General features: G+C 72.7%; 3 protein-coding genes and 1 pseudogene. All 4 read right to left on the bottom strand.

Features of this window, described 5'->3' with window-relative positions; genetic code table 11:
- Positions 1-3: 3 nt before the first annotated feature.
- Positions 4-9,077, bottom strand: a pseudogene (locus J2N69_RS36835) (type I polyketide synthase); the annotation flags it as partial.
- A 92-nt stretch (positions 9,078-9,169) separates the two neighbouring features.
- A complete protein-coding gene (locus J2N69_RS28885; protein ID WP_230903293.1) occupies positions 9,170-22,801 on the bottom strand; it encodes a type I polyketide synthase in 13,632 nt (4,543 codons plus the stop codon).
- Positions 22,802-22,939: 138 nt separating this feature from the next.
- Positions 22,940-24,106 (bottom strand): cytochrome P450, encoded by a 1,167-nt coding sequence (locus J2N69_RS28890; protein WP_230903294.1) that lies wholly within the window; start codon positions 24,104-24,106, stop codon positions 22,940-22,942.
- Positions 24,107-24,119: 13 nt separating this feature from the next.
- Entirely contained in the window at positions 24,120-25,250 is a 1,131-nt protein-coding gene (locus J2N69_RS28895; RefSeq protein ID WP_230903295.1) for a pyridoxal phosphate-dependent aminotransferase, read from the bottom strand.
- Between the last annotated feature and the right edge of the window lie 191 nt (positions 25,251-25,441).

Below are 25,441 nucleotides of genomic sequence, written 5' to 3' on the forward strand. Positions count from 1 at the left end.
GGGCCCCGCGGGAGTGGGCCCGTCGAGCGTGACGCCGGTCCAGTGCAGGGCGAACAGCGAGGCGCCGCCGGCCGGCCGGGCCGTGGCCGACGGCAGCTCACGCAGGGCGAGTTCGTCGGCGTCGAGTACGGGGGCGCCGGTGCCGTCGGCGACGAGCAGGCGGTAGGCGGCGCCCTCGCCGCGCCGCAGACGTACGCGCAACGGCCCCTCGGCGTCGAAGTCGCCGTACAGGGTCAGACCCCTCCACGCGAAAGGTACGAGGAGCCGGGCGTCGTCGCCGCTCTCCGGGCCACCGGCGCCGAGCAGGGCGTGCAGGGCGGCGTCCAGGGCGGCGGGGTGCAGCAGGAAACCGCCGCCACCGCTCACCTCGGCGGGCGGCGCGACTTCCGCGTACAGGTCCGCTCCGTCACGCCACAGGGCACGCAGCCCCTGGAAGGCGGCCCCATAGGCGTAACCGCGCTCGGCCAGCCGGGAGTACAGGCCGTCGAGCGGGACCGGAGACGCGTCCTGCGGCGGCCATGGGGTGAGGTGGCCGGGCGGCGCGGCGGGTCCGGCCGGTGCCAGCGTGCCGGTGGCGTGCCGGATCCATCCGGTTTCCGGCGAGTCCGCGGGCCGGGAGTAGAGCGCGAGGGAGCGGCTGCCGTCGTCGGCGGGCGCGCCGACGGCGAGCTGCACCGCGACGGGCCGCCCGGCCAACAGTGGCCGCTCCAGCGCGAGTTCGGACACCGCACCGGCCCCGGCGCGCCGTGCGGCGTACAGCGCCAGCTCCACGACACCCGCGCCGGGCAGCATCACGTCACCGGCGATGGTGTGATCGGCGAGCCACGGCTCGGCGCGCACGTCGAGACCACCGGTGAACAGCAGCCCTCCGCCGCCCGCCAGTTCCGTGCCCCCGTCGAGCACGGGGTGGCCGTGGTGGCCGGCGGCACGGGCCAGGGGGGTGGCCGGTGCGCTCAGCCAGTAGCGCTCGTACTGATACGGGTAGGTGGGCAACGGCACGGTGCGCCCGCCGCGCAGGAACCGGCCCCAGTCGACGTCGACGCCGTCCGCGTGGCACCGCGCCAGGGCCGTGGTGTAGGTGTGGGGTTCGGGGTGGCCGGGGCGGAGGAGGGGTGTGGCGTTGATGGCCCGGCCTTCCTCTTCTTCGGTTCCGCTGTTGCGGGTGAGGGCGGTGAGGATGGGTGCGGGGCCGAGTTCGAGGCAGGTGGTGATGTTGTTGTGGTGGAGGGTTTGGATGCCGTCGTGGAAGCGGACGGTGTGGCGCAGTTGGCGGGTCCAGTAATCCGGACTGCTGAGTTCTTCGGTGGTGGCGATGTGGCCGGTGATGTTGGAGATGAGGGGGGTGTGGGGTGGTGTGTAGGTGAGGGTGGCGGCGATGTGGTGGAAGTCGTTGAGGATGCCGTCCATGTGGGGTGAGTGGAAGGCGTGGCTGACGGTGAGGTTGGTGGTTTTGCGGCCTTTTTCGCGCCAGGTTTGGGCGAGTTGGGTGGCGGCTCGGGTGTCGCCGGTGATGACGGTGGAGGTGGGTCCGTTGACGGCGGCGAGGTCGAGGAGGCCTGTGTAGGGGGCGAGTGAGGTTCGTATTTCGTTTTCGGTGGCTTGGATGGCGGTCATGGTGCCGCCGGTGGGGGCTGACTGCATGAGGCGGCCGCGTGCGGTGACCAGGGTGCAGGCGTCGGTGAGGTTGAGGACGCCTGCGGTGTGGGCGGCGGCGATTTCTCCGACGGAGTGGCCCAGGAGGAGGTCGGGGGTGACGCCGTGGTGTTCGAGGAGTCGGTAGAGGGCGACTTCGAGGGCGAAGAGGGCGGGTTGGGTGTATTGGGTCTGGTGCAGGAGTGCGGCTTGGGGGGTGTTGTCGTCGGCGAAGACGATGGTTTTGAGGGGTTGGGGCAGGTGGGGGTCGAGGTGTTCGCAGATGGTGTCGTAGGCGTCGGCGAAGACGGGGAAGGCGGCGTGGAGTTCGCGGCCCATGCCGGGGTGCTGGCTGCCCTGGCCGGTGAAGAGGAACGCGGTACGGGCCTGCCCTGTCGCGCTGCCGGTCACCACGTTCCGCGCCCGCTCGCCGCGACGCAGCGCGTCCAGACCGCCGAGCAGCTCCGCGCGGTCGGCCGCGAGGACCACGGCCCGGTCCGTGAGGGGAGAGCGGGAGACAGCCAAGGAGTGGCCGATGTCGAGGTCCGACCGTCCGAGCGCCGTGGCGACGCCGGACCCGGCGGCGAGCGGCCGCAACTGCGCGGCCTGGGCGCGCAACGCCTGCTCGCCACGCGCGGAGACCACCCACGGAAGCAGCCCGGGAAGCTCCGGCTCATCGGCGGCGGAAGCGGTGTCTGCGGCTGCCGGGGCTTGTTCGAGGATGAGGTGGGCGTTGGTGCCGCTGACGCCGAAGGAGGAGATGCCGGCGCGGTGGGGCCGTCCGGTTTCGGGCCAGGGGATGGGTTCGGTGAGCAGGGTGACCGCGCCGGTGTTCCAGTCGACGTGGGGGGTGGGTTGGTCGGCGTGGAGGGTTTTGGGGAGGGTGTGGTGGTGCATGGCCTGGACCATTTTGATGATGCCGCCGACGCCCGCGGCGGCTTGGGTGTGGCCGATGTTGGACTTCAGCGTGCCCAGCCACAGGGGGTTTTGGGGGTTGCGGTTTTGTCCGTAGGTGGCGAGGAGTGCTTGGGCTTCGATGGGGTCGCCGAGGGTGGTGCCGGTGCCGTGGGCTTCGACGGCGTCGATGTCGGTGGGGGTGAGTCCGGCGGTGGCCAGGGCTTGGCGGATGACGTGTTCTTGGGAGGGGCCGTTGGGTGCGGTGAGGCCGTTGCTGGCGCCGTCTTGGTTGATGGCGGAGCCGCGGATCACTGCCAGGATTTTGTGGCCGTTGCGTTGGGCGTCGGAGAGGCGTTCGAGGAGGAGGATGCCGGCGCCTTCGCTCCAGCCGGTGCCGTCGGCGGTGTGGGAGAAGGCTTTGCAGCGGCCGTCGGGGGAGAGGCCGCGTTGGCGGCTGAATTCGATGAAGGTGGTGGGGGCGGACATGATGGTGACGCCGCCGGCGAGGGCGAGGTCGCATTCGTTGGTGCGCAGGGCTTGGGTGGCGAGGTGGGTGGCGACGAGGGAGGAGGAGCAGGCGGTGTCGATGGTGATGGCGGGGCCTTTGAGGCCGAGGGTGTAGGAGATGCGGCCGGAGGCGATGCTGGGGGAGTTGCCGGTGAAGCCGTAGGCCTCGGTGTGGGTGGGGGTGGTGGGCAGGCGTGAGGTGTAGTCGCTGTACATGACGCCGCAGAAGACGCCGGTGCGGGTGCCGTGGAGGGTGGTGGGTGCGATGCCTGCGTTTTCGGTGGCTTCCCAGCTGGTTTCGAGCAGGAGGCGTTGTTGGGGGTCCATGGCGGTGGCTTCGCGGGGGCTGATGTTGAAGAAGGGGGCGTCGAAGCGGTCGGCGTCGTAGAGGAACCCGCCATGGCGTGTGTAGGAGGTTCCGGTGTGGTCGGGGTCGGGGTGGTAGAGGTTGTCGAGGTCCCAGCCGCGGTTGTGGGGGAAGGGTCCGATCGCGTCGGTGCCTTCCGCGACCAGCCGCCACAGATCGTCCGGGGTACGGACATCACCGGGATACCGGCACGCCATCCCCACGATCGCGATGGGGTCGTCCTGCACACCGGTGGCCGGGACCTGCGCCGGGCGCGGCGTGGCGGTCTCCGGGGCGTCGGTCTCCGAGGCGTCCGTCCAGCCCAGCTGTGCCATGAGGTGGTCCGTGAGGGCCGTCGGCGTGGGGTGGTCGAAGACCGTGGTGGCCGACAGCTTGACTCCCGTCGCCGCGCCGAGCTGACCACGCAGTTCGAGGCCTGACAGGGAGTCGAGGCCGAGGTCCCGGAAAGCCGTGCCCGCGGTGACGCTCGCCGTGCCCGGCAGGGCGAGCACGGAGGCCACCTGCGTACGCACCAACTCCTCCACCGCGCGCCGGCGTTCGGCGCCCGGCAGCCCGGCGGTCCGTGCCGCCCACGAGGTGGCACCGTCCTGCGGGCCCGTCCCCTGGGCCCGACGGCGGCCGGGAGGCGCGAGGGAGCGCAGCAGCGGGGGCGGCGTGCGACCCGCGTCACCCAGCGCGGCCAGGTCCAACTCGACCGGCACGAGCAGCGGTTCATCCGAGGCCAGGGCCGCGTCGAACAGCTCCATGCCGCGCCGCGCGCTCAGCGGAAGGACGCCGATGCGGGCCCACCGGGCGACGTCCGCTTCGGACAGCTCCGCCGTCATGCCTCCCGCTGCCGGGTCCCACATCCCCAGGCGAGGGACGTCGCGGGCAGCCCCTGGGCCCTGCGGTGCTGGGCGAGGGCGTCGACCTGGGCGTTGGCGGCGGCATAGGCGCCCTGGCCGGGATTGCCGAGGAGACCCGCGATCGAGGAGAACACCACGAACGCGGCCAGCGGCAGCCCGGCCGTCAGGTCGTGCAGATGACGCGCGCCATCGGCCTTCGCGCCGAGCACCCGGTCGACGGCGTCGGCGCCGAGGTTGTCCAGGGTGGCGTCGGCGAGGACGCCCGCGGTGTGCACCACCGCGGTCAGCGGGTGCTCCCGCGCCACCGAGGCCAGCACTTCGGCGAGGCGCGCGCGGTCGGTGACATCACAGGCGACGACGGTGGCCTGCGCTCCGAACTCGGCCAGCTCCGCGGCAAGGCCGGGCGCGTCACCGCTGCGGCTGCACAGCAGCAGATGGCGTACGCCGTGCCGGTCGGCCAAATGCCGGGCGACCAGGCGGCCCAGACCGCCGGTGCCACCGGTGATCAGGACGGTGCCTTCCGGGTCGAGCCGGGCGGGCGACGCGGGAGCTTGCGGGCGGCGGGTACGCGCCAGTCGGGGAGCGTGCAACGACCCCTTGCGCAGAGCGAGTTGCAGCCCGGCGGCGACCGCGACGGCGGCCGCCGCCGGCAGTTGGGCGAGGTCGTCGCCGTCGCTGTCGCTGTCCAGGAGCGCGAAGCGGCCCGGGTGCTCGCTCGCCGCGGTGCGCAGCAGACCGTGTACGGCGGCACCGGGCAGGTCGCGGACATCCTCGCCGGGGGCGACGGCCACCGCCCCCCGGGTCAGGAACAGGAACGTCGTCGCCCGCAGCCGCTCGTCGGCGAGGCAGCGCTGTACGACGGTGAGCGCCTCCCGCACGGCGGCATGGGTCGCGGGGACCTCTCCCAGCCGGTCGTCATGGGTACGGCACGGCAGCACCAGGACATCGGGCGCCGGTTCGCCGGAGAACAGGGCCGCGTCCAAGGCGTCGAAATCCTGGTACGGAACGGCGGTGATGCCCGCCACGCCGGTGCCCAGCGCGGCCCACCGGCCGGCCGGGGCCTCGTCGGCGGACAGCGGAACCGTCTGCCACGCCACGCGGTACAGCCCCTCGCGGGTCCCGCCGTCACGTACGGCGGCGAAACCGTCGGCCGCCATCGGACGCAGGGCCAGGGAGCCGACGGACAGCACGGGCTGCCCGGCCGGGTCGGTCGCGGTCAGGACGGCGCCGCCGCCCTCCCTCAGGGCCAGGCGCACCCGCAGCCGGGTCGCTCCGGAGGCGTGCAGGGTGACACCGTCGTAGGCGAACGGCAGGCGCAGCGCCTCCGGCGACGCATCATCGGCGCCGCCCTCCTCGCCGCCGGCCAGGGAGCCGAGCAGCAGCGCGTGCTGAGCCGCGTCGAGGAGAGCGGGGTGGATGCCGTACTCGGCGGCCTCCGCGTGCAGTTCCTCGGGCAGTGCCACCTCCGCGTACAGGTCCGTGCCCGAACGCCAGGCGGCACGCAGCCCTTGGAAGGCCGGGCCGTACGCGTACCCCAGTTCGGTCAGGCGCTCATACACGCCCTCGTGCGCGAGCGGCCGCGCACCCGGCGGGGGCCAGGCCTCCTGCTCGGCCGCCGCTTGGGCGCCATTGTCGGTGACGGCGCCGGCGTCAGTGCCGGTGTCGGTGACGGCTGCGGAGAGTACGCCCGACGCGTGCCGGGTCCACTCGTCCTCGTCCCACTCCTGCGCGTCCGCCGCGGACTCCCGGCGCGAATGGACGGCGACGGAGCACTCACCGGAGGCGTCCGGCGGGCCCACGGTGATCTGGAGCCGGACGCCCTCGTCGGGGAGGAACAGCGGCTCTTCGAGAACGAGTTCGCGCAGCCCGCCCCGTCCGGCCCGGTCGCCCGCCGTGACCGCCAGCTCCACCACCGCTGCTCCGGGTACCAGCACGGAGCCCGCGATCACGTGCTGGGCGAGCCAGGGGTGCGTGCGCGGCGAGAGCCGGCCCGAGAGGAGCAGCCCGTCGCCCGCCGCGAGGCTCGTCAGACCGCCGAGCAGCGGATGCCCCGCGGGCGCGAGCCCCAGACCGGCGGCGTCACCTGCCGGGGCAGGAGCGTCGAGCCAGTAGTTGTGGCGTTGGAAGGGGTAGGTGGGGAGGGTGGTGTGGTGGGCGTGGGGGAAGAGGTGTTGGGGGTTGAGGGGTGCGCCGTGGAGGGTGAGTTGGGTGAGGGCGGTGGTGTAGGTGTGGGGTTCGGGGTGGCCGGGGCGCAGGGTGGGGAAGGTTTGGGGGGTGTTTGGGTTGTCGGCCTGGGAGTTGCGGGTGAGGGCGGTGAGGATGGGTGCGGGGCCGAGTTCGAGGCAGGTGGTGATGTTGTTGTGGTGGAGGGTTTGGATGCCGTCGTGGAAGCGGACGGTGTGGCGCAGTTGGCGGGTCCAGTAGTCGGGGTTGGTGAGTTCTTCGGTGGTGGCGATGTGGCCGGTGATGTTGGAGATGAGGGGGGTGTGGGGTGGTGTGTAGGTGAGGGTGGCGGCGATGTGGTGGAAGTCGTTGAGGATGCCGTCCATGTGGGGTGAGTGGAAGGCGTGGCTGACGGTGAGGTTGGTGGTTTTACGGCCTTTTTCGCGCCAGGTTTGGGCGAGTTGGGTGGCGGCTTGGGTGTCGCCGGTGATGACGGTGGAGGTGGGTCCGTTGACGGCGGCGAGGTCGAGGAGGCCTGTGTAGGGGGCGAGTGAGGTTCGTATTTCGTTTTCGGTGGCTTGGATGGCGGTCATGGTGCCGCCGGTGGGGGCTGACTGCATGAGGCGGCCGCGTGCGGTGACCAGGGTGCAGGCGTCGGTGAGGTTGAGGACGCCTGCGGTGTGGGCGGCGGCGATTTCTCCGACGGAGTGGCCCAGGAGGAGGTCGGGGGTGACGCCGTGGTGTTCGAGGAGTCGGTAGAGGGCGACTTCGAGGGCGAAGAGGGCGGGTTGGGTGTATTGGGTCTGGTGCAGGAGTGCGGCTTGGGGGGTGTTGTCGTCGGCGAAGACGATGGTTTTGAGGGGTTGGGGCAGGTGGGGGTCGAGGTGTTCGCAGATGGTGTCGTAGGCGTCGGCGAAGGCGGGGAAGGCGGTGTGGAGTTCGCGGCCCATGCCGGGGTGCTGGCTGCCCTGGCCGGTGAAGAGGAACGCGGTGCGGGGTGTTGTCGGTGTGGTGGGTGGTGCGTGGTGGATGTGGGGGGAGGGGGTTTTGTTGGCGAGGGCGGTGAGGCCGGTGAGGAATCCTTCGCGGTCCTGGGCGATGACGGCTGCGGTGTGGGTGAGGCGGGCGCGGGTGGTCATGAGGGTGAATCCCACGTCGTGCACGGGGTGTTGCGGGTTGGCGTTGATGAAGGTGTGGAGCTGGGTGGCCTGGGCGCGCAGGGCTTCCTCGGTGTGGCCGGACAGCAGCCACGGCCCCGGCACACCGTCGTCAGCGGGCGCGGGGGACGGGCTGGGCTCCTCCGGGGCTTGTTCGAGGATGAGGTGGGCGTTGGTGCCGCTGACGCCGAAGGAGGAGATGCCGGCGCGGTGGGGCCGTCCGGTTTCGGGCCAGGGGATGGGTTCGGTGAGGAGGGTGACCGCGCCGGTGTTCCAGTCGACGTGGGGGGTGGGTTGGTCGGCGTGGAGGGTTTTGGGGAGGGTGTGGTGGTGCATGGCCTGGACCATTTTGATGATGCCGCCGACGCCCGCGGCGGCTTGGGTGTGGCCGATGTTGGACTTCAGCGTGCCCAGCCACAGGGGGTTTTGGGGGTCGCGGTTTTGTCCGTAGGTGGCGAGGAGTGCTTGGGCTTCGATGGGGTCGCCGAGGGTGGTGCCGGTGCCGTGGGCTTCGACGGCGTCGATGTCGGTGGGGGTGAGTCCGGCGGTGGCCAGGGCTTGGCGGATGACGTGTTCTTGGGAGGGGCCGTTGGGTGCGGTGAGGCCGTTGCTGGCGCCGTCTTGGTTGATGGCGGAGCCGCGGATCACTGCCAGGATTTTGTGGCCGTTGCGTTGGGCGTCGGAGAGGCGTTCGAGGAGGAGGATGCCGGCGCCTTCGCTCCAGCCGGTGCCGTCGGCGGTGTGGGAGAAGGCTTTGCAGCGGCCGTCGGGGGAGAGGCCGCGTTGGCGGCTGAATTCGATGAAGGTGGTGGGGGCGGACATGATGGTGACGCCGCCGGCGAGGGCGAGGTCGCATTCGTTGGTGCGCAGGGCTTGGGTGGCGAGGTGGGTGGCGACGAGGGAGGAGGAGCAGGCGGTGTCGATGGTGATGGCGGGGCCTTTGAGGCCGAGGGTGTAGGAGATGCGGCCGGAGGCGATGCTGGGGGAGTTGCCGGTGAAGCCGTAGGCCTCGGTGTGGGTGGGGGTGGTGGGCAGGCGTGAGGTGTAGTCGCTGTACATGACGCCGCAGAAGACGCCGGTGCGGGTGCCGTGGAGGGTGGTGGGTGCGATGCCTGCGTTTTCGGTGGCTTCCCAGCTGGTTTCGAGCAGGAGGCGTTGTTGGGGGTCCATGGCGGTGGCTTCGCGGGGGCTGATGTTGAAGAAGGGGGCGTCGAAGCGGTCGGCGTCGTAGAGGAACCCGCCATGGCGTGTGTAGGAGGTTCCGGGCTTGTCGGGGTCCGGGTCGTACAACCCGGTCAGGTCCCAGCCCCGGTTGTCGGGGAAGGGCCCGATCGCGTCGGTGCCTTCCGCGACCAGCCGCCACAGATCGTCCGGGGTACGGACATCACCGGGATACCGGCACGCCATCCCCACGATGGCCACCGGCTCATGCTGCTTGTCCTCGACCTCGCGCAGGCGCTTGCGCGCATCGCGTGCCTCGGCGATGGCCCGCTTGAGGTATTCGCGGAGTCTTTCCTCGTCAGCCACGTGCTCTCAGCTCTCCGGAACGGTGTGGTGGTCAGGGACTGTCCGTCGGGGGATCGCCCCCGGGGTGTGTGCGTTCATTCCAGTTCGTCGACGAGGGCGAAGAGTTCGTCGTCGGTGGCGGAATCGAGATCCTCGCCGGGGCCCGTCTCCTCGGCGGCGGCGTCCGCGAGCTTCAGGAGCTCCCGGAGGCGGTCGGTGACGCCCTCCCGTACGGCGTCCGCCGATCTCATCGCCGCTTCGACGCGGTCGAGTTCCGCGAGGACGGACGTGACGGCGGAACCTCCGGTGTCCGGGGCGAGCTGTTCCCGCAGGTAGGCCGTGAGGGCCTGCGGGGTGGGATGGTCGAAGACGACAGTGGTGGGCAGGCGCCGACCGGTCTCGGCGTTGAGACGGTTGCGGAACTCGACGGCGATCAGCGAGTCGAAGCCCATGTCCTGGAACGCCCGGTCGTCCGTGACGCCCGCTGTGTCGGCGTGGCCGAGCACTCCGGCGACATGGGTGCGTACGAGATCGGCGAGTACGCGCTCCTGGTCGGCCGGGAGGAGGCCGCTCAGGCGCTCGGCGAGCGGCTGCGCATCCGGGGCCGCCGGGGAACCGCCCGCGGCGGTCGAACGCCGCCGAGGCCCCGCGGGCAGCAACTCCCGCAGTACCAGCGGCGGTTCGGCATCGGGGTGGCGGCGCAGGTGGGTGAGGGCGAGAGCGGGGTGCGCGCTGGTGGAGGCGGCGTCGAACAGCGCCATCGCGTCGGTGGAGGACAGCGGCACCAGGCCCATGCGGGACATGCGCTCCAGGTCCGCGGTTCCCAGGTGCCCGGTCAGCGCGCTGGTCTCCGTCCACAGGCCCCAGGCGAGGGACGTGGCGGGCAGCCCGTGGGCCCGGCGGTGGGCGGCGAGGGCGTCCAGGAAGGCGTTGCCCGCCGCGTAGTTGGCCTGGCCCGTCGTGCCCAGCGTGCCCGCCACGGAGGAGTACAGCACGAACGCGGCGAGATCGTGGCCGGCGGTGACGTGATGGAGGTTCCACGCCGCGTCGATCTTGGGGCGCAGGACACGGTCGAGCTGTTCGCCGGTCATGGTCTCGACGACACCGTCGTCGAGGACGCCCGCCGCATGGACGACGGCGGTCAGCGGACGATCCTCGGGGATCTTCGCCACCACGTCGGCCAAGGCCTCGCGGTCGGCCGTGTCGCAGGCGGCGAAGGTGACCTCGGCGCCCAGCTCGACGAGCTGCTCGCGCAACTCCTCGGCGCCCGGGGCGCGTTCACCGCGCCGGCTGACCAGCAGCAGGTGCCGGGCGTCGTGCCGGACCACCAGGTGCCGGGCCAGTACGCCGCCGAGCGCCCCGGTGGCCCCGGTGATCAGCACCGTACCCCGGCCCCAGGCGGGCAGCTCTGTGCCGTCGCCGTGCCCGGCCCGGGAGAGGCGAGGCACGTGTGCCCGTCCGTCGCGCCACGCCACCTGCGGCTCGGCCGAGGCCACCAGCGCGGCCAGTGATCCTCCCGAACCGTCCGTGTCGATCAGGGTGAAGCGGTCCGGGTGCTCGGACTGGGCGGAGCGCACCAGACCCCACACGGCCGCGTGCGTCAGGTCGTCGACCAGGTCGGTGGCGTGGGCGGCCACGGCACCGCGGGTGAGCAGGACGAGCCGCGAGGCGGCCAGGCGTTCCTCGGCCAGCCAGGAGCGGACCAGGGTGAGCGCGTGAGCGGCGGCCGCCCGGGCCTCCGCCGCGACATCACCCGTGGCGCCGCGGCCTGCCGGCGGAACCACCACGACATCCGGCAGTACCTCCGCGCCGAGCAGCGCGTCAAGATCGGCGTACGCCGTCACGGACGGCCCGAGGGCCAGGCCGTGGACGTCGTCGGCTGTGCCGAGCACCGCGCAACGGACCGGCTCCACAGGGGTGTCGGCAGCGGTCCCCAGCGCGGGCCAGGCGAGGGCGTACAGCCCCTCGGGGGTGCCGGGCCGCGCGTCCTGGGCGGCCAGGGGGCGCAAGGTGAGGGAGCCGATGCGGGCGACCGGCGTCCCGGTTGGATCGGTGGCGGTGAGGGACACGGAGTCCGTACCGGTGCGGGTGAGACGGACCCGCAGAGCCGTGGCGCCCACCGCGTGCACCTGTGCCTCGCTCCAGGCGAACGGCAGGCGTGCCGGCACGTCAGGGTCGGCCACGCCCGGCAGCAGCGGATGCAGGGCCGCGTCCAGCAGTGCCGGATGCAGCACGAACCGGCCCGCGTCGGCCTGCCCCTGTTCGTCCAGTGCCACCTCGGCGAAGACCTCGCCCCGCGCCTCCCACAGGCGGCTCAGCCCTGTGAACGCCGGGCCATAGGCGAGGCCCGCGCCCGCGACCCGCTCGTAGGCCCCGCCGAGATCGATCTCGACCGCGCCCTCCGGGGGCCACACACCCGTGGCCTGCGGGGAGATGTCCGTGGTTCCCGGCACCGGCTTGCCGTCCGTCGGCGCCGGGTCCTGCGTCGCCGCCCGCACGAGCCGTCCGCCGGCGTGCGGCGCCCAGGCCGCCTCCGGGCCGTCGGTGTCCGGGCGGGAGTACACGTCGATCCGCCGCCCGCCCGATGCGTCGGGTTCCGCCACGACGACCTGGAGCTGCACTCCGCCGTCCTCCGGGATCACCAGCGGTGCGGTGAGGGTCAGTTCCTCCACCTGCTCGCAGCCGACGTGTTCCCCGCAGTACAGGGCCAGTTCCAGCAGTCCGGTGCCGGGTACGAGCACCGAGCCTCGCACTGTGTGGTCGGCCAGCCACGGATGGGTCCGCAAGGAGATCCGGCCGCTGAACAAATGGGCGTCCCGGCCGGCGATCAGCACGGAGGTGCCCAGCAGGGGATGGTCCGCCGCGTGCAGGCCGAGCCCCGCGGCATCGCCCGGGGCCGGGGCCCCGGTGAGCCAGTAGCGGTCGCGCCGGAAGGCGTAGGTGGGCAGTTCGACCCTGCGCCCCCCGGGGTACGCCGCCGCCGGGTCCAGGGTGTGGCCGTGCAGACCCAGCAGGGCCAGCGCCGCCGTGACGGTGCCGGGCTCGGGGCGCCCCGCCCGCAGCAGCGGGACGAGCGTGGCCGGTTCGTCCGTCACGCACTCCTGGACCATCGCGGAGAGAACGCCGTCGCCCAGCTCCAGGTACTCCGTGACGCCCTGGGACTCCAGGAACCGCACGCAGTCGTGGAAGCGGACGGGCCGCCGGATGTGTGCCGTCCAGTAGTCGGGTGACCGCAGTTGCGCGGCTGTGGCGAGTTCGCCGGTGACGTTGGAGAGCACGGCGACGCGCGGCTCGTGGAAGGCGAGCCGCTCGGCCACCGCACGGAACTCGTCCAGGGCCTCGTCCATGTGCGGCGAGTGGAACGCGTGGCTGACCGGCAGCCGCTTCGTCTTGCGGCCCCTGTCCCGCCACAGCGCCGCGATCTCGTCGACCACGGCCTCGTCACCGGAGACGACCACCGAGCGGGGGCCGTTGACGGCCGCGACGGTGGCCGCGTCGCCGTACCCGGCCAGCGTCTCCAGGACCTCCTCCTCCGTCGCCTGCACCGCGGCCATGCCGCCGTCGGCGCGGGCCGCCTGCATGAGCCTGCCGCGCGCGGCGACGAGCGTGCAGGCGTCGGCGAGGGAGAGGACGCCTGCGATGTGGGCGGCGGTGACCTCCCCGATGGAGTGCCCGAGAAGGTAGTCGGGGAGCACGCCGTACCCCTCGACGAGCCGGTAGAGGGCGGTCTCGACGGCGAAGAGGGCGGGCTGCGTGTAAGCGGTCCGGTGCAGCAGGGCGGCGTCGGCGGAGTCGGGCGCGGCGAACAGCACGGCCCGCAGGGGCCGTTCGAGCCGGGTGTCGAAGTGGGCGCAGATCTCGTCCAGCGCCCGCGCGAACTCCGGTACGCGGGCGTGGAGTTCGCGGCCCATCGCCAGGCGCTGGCTGCCCTGGCCGGGGAGGAGGAAGGCGGTCCTGCCCGGGGCCACGGCGCTCGTGGCGCGAACGGTCTGCGGTGTCGTCTCCCCGCGCGCGAGGGCCTCCAGGCCGTGCAGGGCCTCCGCGCGACCGGTGGCGACGACGGCGGCGCGGTGCGGGAGGGCGGCCCGGGTCGTCGCCAGGGAGTGACCGACGTCGGTCAGACAGAGGCCGGGATGCCCGGCGAGGTGGGCGTGCAGCCGCCCGGCCTGGGCCCGCAGGCCCGGCTCGTCCCGCCCGGAGACGAACAGCGCCACGGCGGTGTCCTCCTCCCTCGGCCGCTCCGGCTCCGGGGCGCCGCCCGGCGTCCCGGAGCCGCCCGGCTGCTCGATGATCACGTGGGCGTTGGTGCCGCTGATGCCGAAGGAGGAGACGCCGGCGCGGCGGGGCCGGTCGGTGCCGGTGCCCCACGGCTGCTCCTCGGTGAGGAGGCGTACCGTCCCCTGGCCCCAGTCCACGTGCGGTGTCGGCTCGTCGGCGTGGAGGGTCTTGGGGAGGATGCCGTGGTGCATGGCCATGACCATCTTGATGATGCCGCCGACGCCCGCGGCGGCCTGGGCATGGCCGATGTTGGACTTCAACGAGCCCAGCCACAAGGGACGTTCACTGTCGCGGTTCTGTCCGTAGGTGGCCAGGAGTGCTTGGGCTTCGATGGGGTCGCCGAGGGTGGTGCCGGTGCCGTGGGCTTCGACGGCGTCGATGTCGGTGGGGGTGAGTCCGGCGGTGGCCAGGGCCTGGCGGATGACGCGTTCCTGGGAGGGGCCGTTGGGTGCGGTGAGGCCGTTGCTGGCGCCGTCCTGATTGACCGCCGTCCCCCGGACCACCGCCAGGACCGTGTGGCCGTTGCGTCGGGCGTCGCTCAGCCGTTCCAGGAGGAGCATCCCGGTGCCCTCCGCCCAGCCCGTGCCGTCCGCGGACGCGCCGAACGCCTTGCACCGGCCGTCGGGCGACAGCGCCCGCTGGCGGCTGAACTCGACGAACGTGGAGGGCGTGGCCATGACCGTGGCGCCACCGGCGAAGGCGAGCCGGCACTCGCCGTTGCGCAGTGCCTGGGCGGCCAGGTGCAGCGCCACCAGCGACGAGGAGCACGCCGTGTCCACCGTGACGGCGGGGCCCTCCAGGCCGAGCGTGTACGCGATCCGGCCGGAGGCGACGCTGCCACGGCTGCCGTTGCCGAGGTACCCCTCGACGCCCTCCGGGGCACGGCCCAGCCGGCTGCCGTAGTCGCCGTACATGATCCCGGCGAAGACGCCGGTGTCACTGCCGTGCAGGGACAGCGGATCGATGCCCGCGCGTTCGACGGCCTCCCACACGGTCTCCAGCAGCAGCCGCTGCTGCGGATCGACGGCGGCGGCCTCGCGGGGGGTGATCCCGAAGAACGCCGGGTCGAACTCCGCCGCGTCGTACAGGAAACCGCCGCGCCGCGCGTACGACGTCCCGGGGTGGTCGGGATCGGGGTCGAAGAGGCCGTCCAGGTCCCAGCCGCGGTCGTCGGGGAAGTCGCCGACGGCGTCGGTTCCTTCGGCGACCAGCCGCCACAGCTCCTCCGGAGAGGCCACACCCCCCGGGTAGCGGCAGGCCATGCCCACGATCGCGATCGGCTCGGCGGAGGGCGCCGTCACCGTCACGGGGGCGGCCCGCCGGGCGTCGCCGAGCGCCTCGGCTATGAGGTGGGCGGCCAGGGCGTCGGGGCTGGGATGGTCGAACACGACGGTGGCCGAAAGCCGCAGGCCGGTCGCCGCGTTCAGCCGGTTGCGCAGCTCGACCGAGGTGAGGGAGTCGAACCCCAGGTCCTTGAAGGCGCGGCCGGTCTCGACGGCGTCCGGGGAGGCGTGGCCGAGCGCCCCGCCGATCTCGGCCCGCACCAGGCTCAGTGCGAACTCGGCCCGCTCGCCCGCGGGCAGCGCGGCCAGCCGCCCTGCCCACGGCTCCCCGGAACCGGCGACCGCCCGGCGCTGCCGCGGAGCCCGTACGAGCCCCCGCAGCAGCGGCGGAACCGCTCCGTCCTGCGTGCGCGCCGCCAGGTTCAGCCGGGCCGGGACCGCCAGCGGCAGGTCACCGGCGAGAGCGGTGTCGAGGAGGTCGAGGGCGGCAGCGGTCTCCAGCGGCAGCAGGCCGCCCCGTCCCATCCGGTCCAGGTCCCGCGCGCTCAGATGGCCGGACATGCCGCTGGCCTCGGCCCACAGTCCCCAGGCGAGCGACGTCGCGGGCAGTCCGGCGGAGCGCCGGTGCGCGGCGAGGGCGTCCAGGAACGTACCGGCCGCCGTGTAGTTGCCCTGCCCGGGGCTGCCGAGCAGACCGGTGGCCGAGGAGAACAGCACGAACGCGCTCAGGTCCAGCTCCCGCGTGAGTTCGTGCAGGGCCAGCGCCGCGTCGGCCTTGGGGCGCAGGACACTCCTCATCCGCTCGGGAGTGAGCGCGGCGATGGTGGCGTCGTCGAGGACACCGGCCGCGTGGATCACGGCGGTCAGCGGCCGGCCGAGGGAGCCCAGGAGCCCGGCGAGAGCGTCGCGGTCGGCGACGTCGCACGCGGCGATGGTGACCTCGGCACCCAGCGCGGTCAGCTCGGCCTCCAGCGCGTCGTCACGGCCGGTGCGGCTGACCAGCAGCAGATGACGCGCTCCGTGGCGGGTCACCAGGTGCCGCGCCACAAGACTCCCGAGGGTGCCGGTGCCGCCGGTGATGAGCACCGTCCCCTCCAGCGCCGGCATGGCGCGGGACGGGGCGTCCGCCGCCCGGACCAGTCTCGGTACGAGGAGGGTGCCCCGGCGTACGGCGACTTGCGGTTCGCCCGTGCGCAGCGCCCGCGCGATCATTTCCGGCGCGGGGTCGTCGGTGTCGACGAGCGTGAACTGGCCGGGGTGCTCCGACTGCGCCGAACGGACCAGACCCCATACCGGCGCCGCGGCCAGACCGGGCACCCCCTCACCGGGCAGCGCTGCCACCGCCCCGGAGGTGACCACGGCGAGGCGCCCGCCCTCGCGGCGTTCCCGGGTGCCGTGGCCGTTCCCGGCCTCCCCGGCCAGCCACTCCTGGAGGACGCCCAGCGTCTCGCGCGCGTTCGCGTGCGGCTCGTCACCGGTCACCCGATGTACGACGGCCTCGGAGGCATCGGCGGCGGCGTCGACGGAGTCGCCTCCGGGTACGGGGACCCACTCCACGGTGAACCATGAGTCCCGCCGCGCCGCCGGGGCAGCCGGGGCCGCCGGCCGCAGGGTCAGGGCCTGGGCCGAGGCCACCGGGGCGCCGGCGAGGTCGGTGATCTCCAGCGTGACGGTGTCGTCGCCCGTCGGCCTCACACGGACCCGCAGAGCCGACGCTCCGGTGGTCCGGCAGGTGACGCCGGACCAGACGAACGGGAGCCGGGGCGGGCGTACCGCCGTACCGTCGTCCGCGCTGTCGTCGTCCGCGCGGTCGTCGTCCAGGACGGCCAGGTGAAGGGCCGCGTCCAGGGCCGCCGGGTGCAGCCCGTAGCGCGGGGCCTGAGCCTCCTGGTCCGGTGCGAGACGTATCTCGGCGTAGAGATCGTCACCGTGCCGCCAGGCGGCACGGACACCTTGGAAGGAGGGGCCGTAGTCGTACCCCTGCGTCAGGAGGCGCTCGTACAGGCCGGCGACGTCGAACGGCACCGCTCCCTGCGGCGGCCAGGCGGTCACCACCGAGCCGCTACCGTCGTCGCCACCGTCGTCAACGGGCGTGAGATGTCCGGTGGCATGACGGGTCCAGTCCTCTTCATCACCGCGCCGCGCGTGCAGGCTCACCGGCCGGTGGCCGTCGGCGCCGGGCGCCCCGACCATGACCTGCACCTGGACACCGCCCCGCTCGGGCAGCGGCAGCGGGGCCTCCAGCGTGAGCTCGCCGAGGTGGCCGCAGCCGAGCCGCTCGCCCGCGTGCAGAGCCAGTTCGACGAACGCGGCACCCGGCAGCAGCACGCTGCCCGCCACCACGTGGTCGCCGAGCCAGGCGTGGTCCGCCAGAGAGATCTGCCCGGTGAGGACGGCGGTGTCGTTCCCCGCCACGTCCACGGCCGCGCCGAGGAGAGGATGCCCGGCCGCTCCCAGCCCCAGAGCCGCGACGTCCCCGCGAGCCGAGGGGCTCGTGAGCCAGTAGTTGTGGCGTTGGAAGGGGTAGGTGGGGAGGGTGGTGTGGTGGGCGTGGGGGAAGAGGTGTTGGGGGTTGAGGGGTGTGCCGTGGAGGGTGAGTTGGGTGAGGGCGGTGGTGTAGGTGTGGGGTTCGGGGTGGCCGGGGCGGAGGAGGGGTGTGGCGTTGATGGCCTGGCCTTCCTCTTCTTCGGTTCCGTTGTTGTGGGTGAGGGAGGTGAGGATGGGTGCGGGGCCGAGTTCGAGGCAGGTGGTGATGTTGTTGTGGTGGAGGGTTTGGATGCCGTCGTGGAAGCGGACGGTGTGGCGGAGTTGGCGGGTCCAGTAGTCGGGGTTGGTGAGTTCTTCGGTGGTGGCGATGTGGCCGGTGATGTTGGAGATGAGGGGGGTGTGGGGTGGTGTGTAGGTGAGGGTGGTGGCGATGTGGTGGAAGTCGTTGAGGATGCCGTCCATGTGGGGTGAGTGGAAGGCGTGGCTGACGGTGAGGTTGGTGGTTTTGCGGCCTCTTTCACGCCAGATTTGGGCGAGTTGGTTGGCGGCTCGGGTGTCGCCGGTGATGACGGTGGAGGTGGGTCCGTTGACGGCGGCGAGGTCAAGGAGGCCTGTGTAGGGGGCGAGTGAGGTTCGTATTTCGTTTTCGGTGGCTTGGATGGCGGTCATGGTGCCGCCGGTGGGGGCTGACTGCATGAGGCGGCCGCGTGCGGTGACCAGGGTGCAGGCGTCGGTGAGGTTGAGGACGCCTGCGGTGTGGGCGGCGGCTATTTCTCCGACGGAGTGGCCCAGGAGGAGGTCGGGGGTGACGCCGTGGTGTTCGAGGAGTCGGTAGAGGGCGACTTCGAGGGCGAAGAGGGCGGGTTGGGTGTATTGGGTCTGGTGCAGGAGTGCGGCTTGGGGGGTGTTGTCGTCGGCGAAGACGATGGTTTTGAGGGGTTGGGGCAGGTGGGGGTCGAGGTGTTCGCAGATGGTGTCGTAGGCGTCGGCGAAGGCGGGGAAGGTGGTGTGGAGTTCGCGGCCCATGCCGGGGTGCTGGCTGCCTTGGCCGGTGAAGAGGAACGCGGTGCGGGGTGTTGTCGGTGTGGTGGGTGGTGCGTGGTGGATGTGGGGGGAGGGGGTTTTGTTGGCGAGGGCGGTGAGGCCGGTGAGGAATCCTTCGCGGTCCTGGGCGATGACGGCTGCGGTGTGGGTGAGGCGGGCGCGGGTGGTCATGAGGGTGAATCCCACGTCGTGCACGGAGTGTTGCGGGTTGGCGTTGATGAAGGTGTGGAGCTGGGTGGCCTGGGCGCGCAGGGCTTCCTCGGTATGGCCGGACAGCAGCCACGGCCCCGGCACACCGTCCCCCTCCGGGGCAGTGGTGGTGTCCTGGGTTTCGGGGGCCTGCTCCAGGACGACGTGGGCGTTGGTGCCGCTGATGCCGAAGGACGACACGCCGGCGCGGTGGGGCCGACCGGTCTCGGGCCAGGGGATCGGCTCGGTGAGCAGGGCCACCGCACCGGCGTCCCAGTCGACCCGCGGTGTCGGCTCGTCGGCGTGGAGGGTCTTGGGGAGGATGCCGTGGTGCATGGCCATGACCATCTTGATGATGCCGCCGACGCCCGCGGCGGCCTGGGCATGGCCGATGTTGGACTTCAACGAGCCCAGCCACAAGGGACGTTCACTGTCGCGGTTCTGTCCGTAGGTGGCGAGGAGTGCTTGGGCTTCGATGGGGTCGCCGAGGGTGGTGCCGGTGCCGTGGGCTTCGACGGCGTCGATGTCGGTGGGGGTGAGTCCGGCGGTGGCCAGGGCCTGGCGGATGACGCGTTCCTGGGAGGGGCCGTTGGGTGCGGTGAGGCCGTTGCTGGCGCCGTCCTGGTTGATGGCGGAGCCGCGGATCACTGCCAGGATTTTGTGGCCGTTGCGTTGGGCGTCGGAGAGGCGTTCCAGGAGGAGCATCCCGGTGCCCTCCGCCCAGCCCGTGCCGTCCGCGGACGCGCCGAACGCCTTGCACCGGCCGTCGGCGGAAAGCCCGCGCTGCCGGGCGAACTCCACGAACATCCCCGGCGTGGCCATGACGGTGGCGCCACCGGCGAAAGCCAGCTCGCACTCGCCGCCGCGCAGCGCCTGGACGGCCAGGTGCAGCGCCACCAGCGACGAGGAGCACGCCGTGTCCACCGTGACGGCGGGGCCCTCCAGGCCGAGCGTGTACGCGATCCGGCCGGAGGCGACACTCGGGGTGTTGCCGGTCAGCAGGTACCCCTCGTGACCGTCGGCCGGCTCGTGCAACCGCGGTCCGTACTCCTGCGCCGTCGCTCCGACGAACACACCCGTCCGGGTGCCGCGCAGCGTCTCCGCGCGCACGCCCGCCCGTTCGAGCGCCTCCCAGCTGGTCTCCAGGAGCAGTCGCTGCTGCGGGTCCATCGCGGTGGCCTCACGCGGGGAGAGACCGAAGAACGCGGCGTCGAACCCGGCGGCGTCATAGAGGAAACCGCCGTGGCGTGTGTACGACGTACCGGCCTTGTCGGGGTCCGGGTCGTACAGCCCGGTCAGGTCCCACCCGCGGTCGTCGGGGAACTCCCCGATCGCGTCGCGGCCCGCGGCGACCAGCTCCCACAGCCGTTCCGGCGTCGTGGCGCCGCCCGGGTAGCGGCAGCCCATCCCGACGATCGCGATGGGCTCGTCGTCGGCCGGGCGCTCCGCCCGCGCCGGCACCACGGAGCTCTCGCCGCGCCGTCCGTCGTCGAGGAAGCGGGCCAGGTCGGCGGGGCTCGGGTGGTCGAAGAGCAGCGTGTCCGGCAGCCGCACGCCGGTCGCCTCGGTCAGCCGGTCGCTCAGCTCGACCGCCATCATCGAGTCGAAGCCGAGGTCCTTGAAGGCCCGACCGGTGTCGACGGAGTGCGGGGTGACATGACCGAGGACGATCGCGGTGTGGACGCGCACCAGCTCCAGGGCGGAGCGGGGCCGCTCGCCCGTGGGCCCTCCCTCGGCAAGAGCCTCCGCCGGAGCTTCGTCCGAAGCCTCGCCCGGGCCCTCCGGCACACCCGCCCCGCCAGACGCCTCCTCCCGAGCCCCGTCCGCTGAACCGAGCCAGTAGGGGCCGCGCTGGAACGCGTATGGCGGAAGCGGCACGCGGCGGCCGGGCAGCACCGCCTCCCAGTCGACCCCGACACCCTGGACGTGGGCCTGGGCCAGGGCGGCGACGAAGGTCTCGGCTTCGGGCCGGTCCCGCCGGAGCAGGGGGACGGGCGTGGGCTCGCCCGGGCCGAGCGCGGCCCGCGTCAGCGCGCTCAGCACCGCGTCCGGGCCGATCTCGACGTAGGAGGTGACGCCCGCGGCGCGCAGGGCGGCCAGGCCGTCGTGGAACCGCACGGCCTCGCGGAGGTGCCGGACCCAGTAGTCGGCCGAGCCGATCTCCTCACCCGCGGGCCGGCCCGTGAGGTTGGAGATCACGGGGATCGTCGCCGCCCGGTAGGTCAGCTGCTCGGCGACATGCCGGAAGTCGGCCAGGACGCCGTCCATGTGCGGGGAGTGGAAGGCATGGCTCACCCGCAACCGCCGCGTCCTGCGGCCCTCACCGGCGAACCGGTCGGCGATCCGCAGGACCTCGTCCTCGTCCCCGGACACGACGGTGGAGCGCGCCCCGTTGACGGCGGCGAGCGACACGCGGTCGTTCAGGAGCGCCGTGACCTCTTCCTCGGAGGCCTGGAGCGCCACCATCGCGCCGTCGGCACGGGCCGCCTGCATGAGTGTTCCGCGCGCCCGCACCAGCGCGCAGGCGTCGGCGAGGGACAGCACCCCGCTCACGTGCGCGGCGGCGATCTCCCCGACGGAATGGCCGAGCAGCCGGGCGGGCCGTACGCCGCACGCGGTGACGAGCCGGTGGAGGGCGACCTCGAAGGCGAAGAGCGCCGTCTGCGTGTACGCGGTCTGGTCGAGGCGCTCGGCCCCGGTGAACATCACCTCCCGCAGGTCCGGCTGGAAGTGGCCGCAGATTTCCTCCAGGGCGTCGGCGAAGACGGGGAAGGCCGCCGCGAGTCCGCGGCCCATGCCGGCCCGCTGCGCCCCCTGGCCCGAGAACAGGAACGCCGTGGCACCCGCGCGCGCGATACCGGTGAAAACCCCTCCGGGGTTGGGGCCGGGACTGCCCTCGCGCTCGGCGAGCGACGCCAGCCCGCGCAGCAGCGCGTCCCGGTCCGCGCCGGTCACGGCCGCGCGGTGTTCGAAGGCGGTGCGGGTCACCGCGAGGGAGTGGCCGACGTCCGCGACGTCGGTGAGGGGCCCGGCCCCGGTGGGCTCGCCCCGCACGGCGTCGAGCAGCCGCGCGGCCTGCTCACGCAGGGCCGGCCCGGTCCTGGCCGACAGCAGCCACGGCACGGCCGGGGGCGGCGGGGGAGGCGACGGCTGCTCGGCGCGCGGAGCCTCGGCCAGTACGACGTGGCAGTTGGTGCCGCCCATGCCGAACGAGCTGACCCCCGCGACGAGCGGCCGGTCCGCGAGCGGCCACGGCCCGGACGCGGTCTGCACCCGGAGGTTCAGCTCCTCCAGGGGGATGTCGGGGTGGGGGGCTTCGAAGTTCAGGCTCGCGGGAAGCCGCCGCCGGCCGATGCTCAGCGCGGCCTTGAGGAGCCCGACGACACCGGCGGCGCCCTCCAGATGCCCCACGTTGGTCTTCGCCGAGCCGACGCGCAGCGGTGTCCGCCGCCCCGGCGCCGTCCCGAGCGCGGAACCGAGCGCGGCTGCCTCCACCGGGTCACCGCGGCGGGTGCCGGTGCCGTGCAGCTCCACGTACTGCGCCTCGTCCGGGGAGACGCCCGCCCGCTGCCACGCCCGGGCGATGACGTCGGCCTGCGCGTCGGCGCCGGGCACGGTCAGGCTCGCGGTCGCGCCGTCGTTGCCGGTCGCGCTGCCGAGGATCACGCAGTGCACCCGGTCGCCGTCGGCCAGCGCGCGGGCCAGCGGCTTCAGTACGACGACGGCGCCGCCCTCGCCGCGCACGTACCCGTTGGCCCGCGCGTCGAAGGTGAAGCACCGGCCGTCCGAAGACAGCCCGCCGAACGCGACGGCGCCGGCCGTGCCCTCCGCGAGCAGGTTCAGGTGCACCCCGCCCGCCAGCGCGGTCCGCGACTCCCCGCGGCGCAGGCTCTCGCACGCCAGGTGCACGGCCACCAGCGAGGACGACTGCGCCGTGTCCACGGCGAGGCTCGGGCCGCGCAGGCCCAAGGTGTAGGAGACCCGATTGGCGATGACGCCGCGGTTGAGCCCGGTCACCGTGTGCGAGGTGATGGCGCCGGGGCCCTGCCGGTCGAGCAGGACCGCGTAGTCGCCCGAGATCGCCCCCACGAACACACCGGTGTCCGTGCCGTGCAGGCGTCCCGGCGGGGTGCCGGCGTCCTCCAGGGCCTCCCAGCTCAGCTCCAGCATCAGGCGCTGCTGCGGGTCCATCGCGGCGGCCTCACGCGGCGCGATCCCGAAGAACTCCGGGTCGAACCGGTCGACGTGCTCCAGGAAACCGCCCGGACCCACCGCGGTGCCCCGGCGGCCCGGCGGCACCTCGGAGGTGATGGCGCTGCGGCCGCTGTCGAGCAGCTGCCAGTACGCGTCGGGGCCCTGGGCCCCGGGGAGGCGGCAGGACATCCCGACGACGGCTATGGGTTCCCCTGCAAGCCCCGCATCGCTGTGGGTGTCCTCAACAGACATGCCATTCCTCACTGAAGGTCAACTGGTGTGCTGGTACGGGGTGCTGGGAAGAGCCGCCGCGAAGGCAGGGCGAGACGACGGACGGGCGCGCCGACGGGCGACGGGGCGACGGGTGGACCGGCCCGGTCTCTCTCCCGGCTACCAGGCGACCTGGAGCCGGGAGAGACCGCGGATGCCCATGCCGTCCTTCCACACGAAGGGCTCGGGGACGTCGGCGAGCCGCAGCGTCGGGAAGCGCCGCGTGAGACGTTCGAGGACGATGCGCACCTGCATCCTCGCCAGTGGCGCGCCCAGGCAGCGGTGCACCCCGTGGCCGAAGGTGAGATGGGAGGCGTCGCGGCCGTCGACGAGTGCCATGGACTCCGGATCGGCGAACACGTCGCCGTCGCGGTTGCCGTACAGCAGGGCGACCACGATGCCCTCGCCCGGCTGCACCGTCACGTCGCCGACCTGTACGGCCTCGGTGGCGACGCGCATGAAGGTCAGCGGTGTGGCGGGACTCAGCCGGATCAGCTCCTCCACCGCGTTGCCGATCCGGTCCGGGTGCTCGGTCAGCTCCTCGTACACACCGCGGTCGGTCAGCAGCGAAAGCGTCGCGAGGCTGATCTGCCCGGCGGTCGTCTCGTAGCCCGCCATCAGGAGGGTGAGTCCCAGCGTGAGCAGCTCGTTCGTGGAGAGCTCACCGCGGTCGTGCACGGCGATCAGGTCGCTGAGCAGATCCTCCTGCGGGTCGCTTCGCTTGCGGCCCATCAACTCGATGATGTACTCGATGAGTTCGATGCGGTACCGGGCCTTCTCGCGGGGTGTGCTCGCGTCGATGTCGAAGAGCACCTCCACCCAGCCGCGGAACCGGGAGGTGTCCTCCTCGGGGATGCCGAGCATGGAGCAGAGCACGGACAGCGGCAGCGGCCGCGCGAGGTTCTCGATCAGGTCCACACCGTGGCCGAGGTCGCCGACCGCGTCGAGGCGCCGGTCGGTGATCTCCTCCACGAAGGTGCTCATCCTGGCCATGCGGCCGGTGGAGAACGCGCCGCTCACCAGGCGCCGCAACCGGGCGTGCCGGCTGCCGTCCATGCTCATCATGGAGTCCGCCGAGGGCTGGGCGTCGTTGAACTTCGGCGCCTCGGGCCCGAGCGACGCGGCCCGGCTGAACCTCTTGTCCGTCAGGACCGCGCGCCCGAGCGTGTAGTCGCGCACCAGCCACAGCTGGTCGCCCGGGGGCGTGACAATGCGGACGACGTCCTCGGGGCCGGGCCGCAGGAAGTCGGGAAGCGGGCCCAACTGGTCGGCCGTGCACTGCCTCATCTGGGAAACCCCTTTACTTGTCGGCGGGCCGGGCGGCGCGGATCCGGCGCTCGACCTCGCGCAGCAGTTCGGTCTGCCGGTTGAACGCGATGCGTACGTGATTCCGGCCGCGGTCGGGATCGGCGAAGGAGGGCCCCCCGGGGACCACCAGGACCCCGGCGCTGTCCAGGAGTTCGAAGGTGAAGGCCCTGCTGTCCTTGCGGCCCCCGGTGAGCGGGCTCACGTCCGCGAACAGGAAGCAGCCCCCCTCGGCGGGGACGATCTTCATGCCCATGTCCGTGAAGATCCGCAGGGCCAGGTCGCGTCGGCGGCCCATCTCCTCGCCCCCGGCCCTCAGGTCCGCCGAGAGGGCGGCCAGGCCGACGGCCACCTGGAGCGGGGTCGCGGCGCCGTTCGTGGTCAGCTCGTGCACGCGCCGCAGCGCCTCGGTGCGCGCCGCGTCCGCGCGCAGGAAGCCGAGCCGCCAGCCGCTGATCGCGTAGCTCTTGGAGAGCGAGCCGACGACGATGCTGCGCTCGGCGAGCCCGGGCACCTCGGTGACCGAGGTCGGCACCCGGCCGTCGAAGACGAAGTTGCTGTACACCTCGTCGCAGATGACGGTGGTGTCCCACCGCTCGCACAACTCCGCGATCTGCGCCAGCTCTTGGCGGTCCAGTACGCGCCCTGTCGGGTTGCCCGGCGAGTTCAGGAGCACGGCACGCGTGCGCGGTGAGAAGGCGGCGGCGAGGTCGGCCGGGTCGAAGCGCCAGTCGGGCGCGTGCATCGGGACGAACCGGGGCACGGCACCGGCCAGCGCGATGGCCGCCTTGAACTGTTCGTAGCCCGGGTCGAGCAGGACGACCTCGTCACCCGGGTCGACGGTGGTGAGCAGGGCCACGCAGAGCGCCTCGGTGGCGCCGACGGTGACGGTCAGCTCGGTGTCCGGGTCGGTCGGGGTGGGCAGCGTGGCGGCGATCCGCTCCCGCAGCAGCACATCGCCGGCCGGGTTGTCGTACTGGTTGCGCCCGGCGCGCATGGCCTCGTGGGCCGCCTCGATGATGTCGAGGGCGGGCTCGGGGTAGCCGGGGGTGCCGAGCGCCATGTCGATGGCGCCGCGCTCACGCGCCAGCAGAAAAAGTTCACCCAGACTATTGCCCTGCAACACCGAGGCCCTCGATGAAATGTAGGGCCGATGGGTCGTGGGACTCGCCATGTTCCCCCTCCTTCTGCTTCTGGGTTTGCCCGAATGTCCGGACCGGCACCTGGCGCAGTCGACCAGGGGAATTGATTCGAGTCGTGTGCGACAGATCATGCCGTGTTCAGCAGATCGTGCGGCATTCGAAAGGCGGAATCAAA

This window comes from Streptomyces huasconensis (assembly GCF_021028635.1).
GTDB lineage: Bacteria > Actinomycetota > Actinomycetes > Streptomycetales > Streptomycetaceae > Streptomyces > Streptomyces huasconensis.

Excerpts from the sequence above, each read along its gene's own strand:
- J2N69_RS28885 (WP_230903293.1), bottom strand. The coding sequence starts at position 22,801 with ATGTCTGTTGAGGACACCCACAGCGATGCGGGGCTTGCAGGGGAACCC.
- J2N69_RS28890 (WP_230903294.1), bottom strand. The coding sequence starts at position 24,106 with ATGAGGCAGTGCACGGCCGACCAGTTGGGCCCGCTTCCCGACTTCCTG.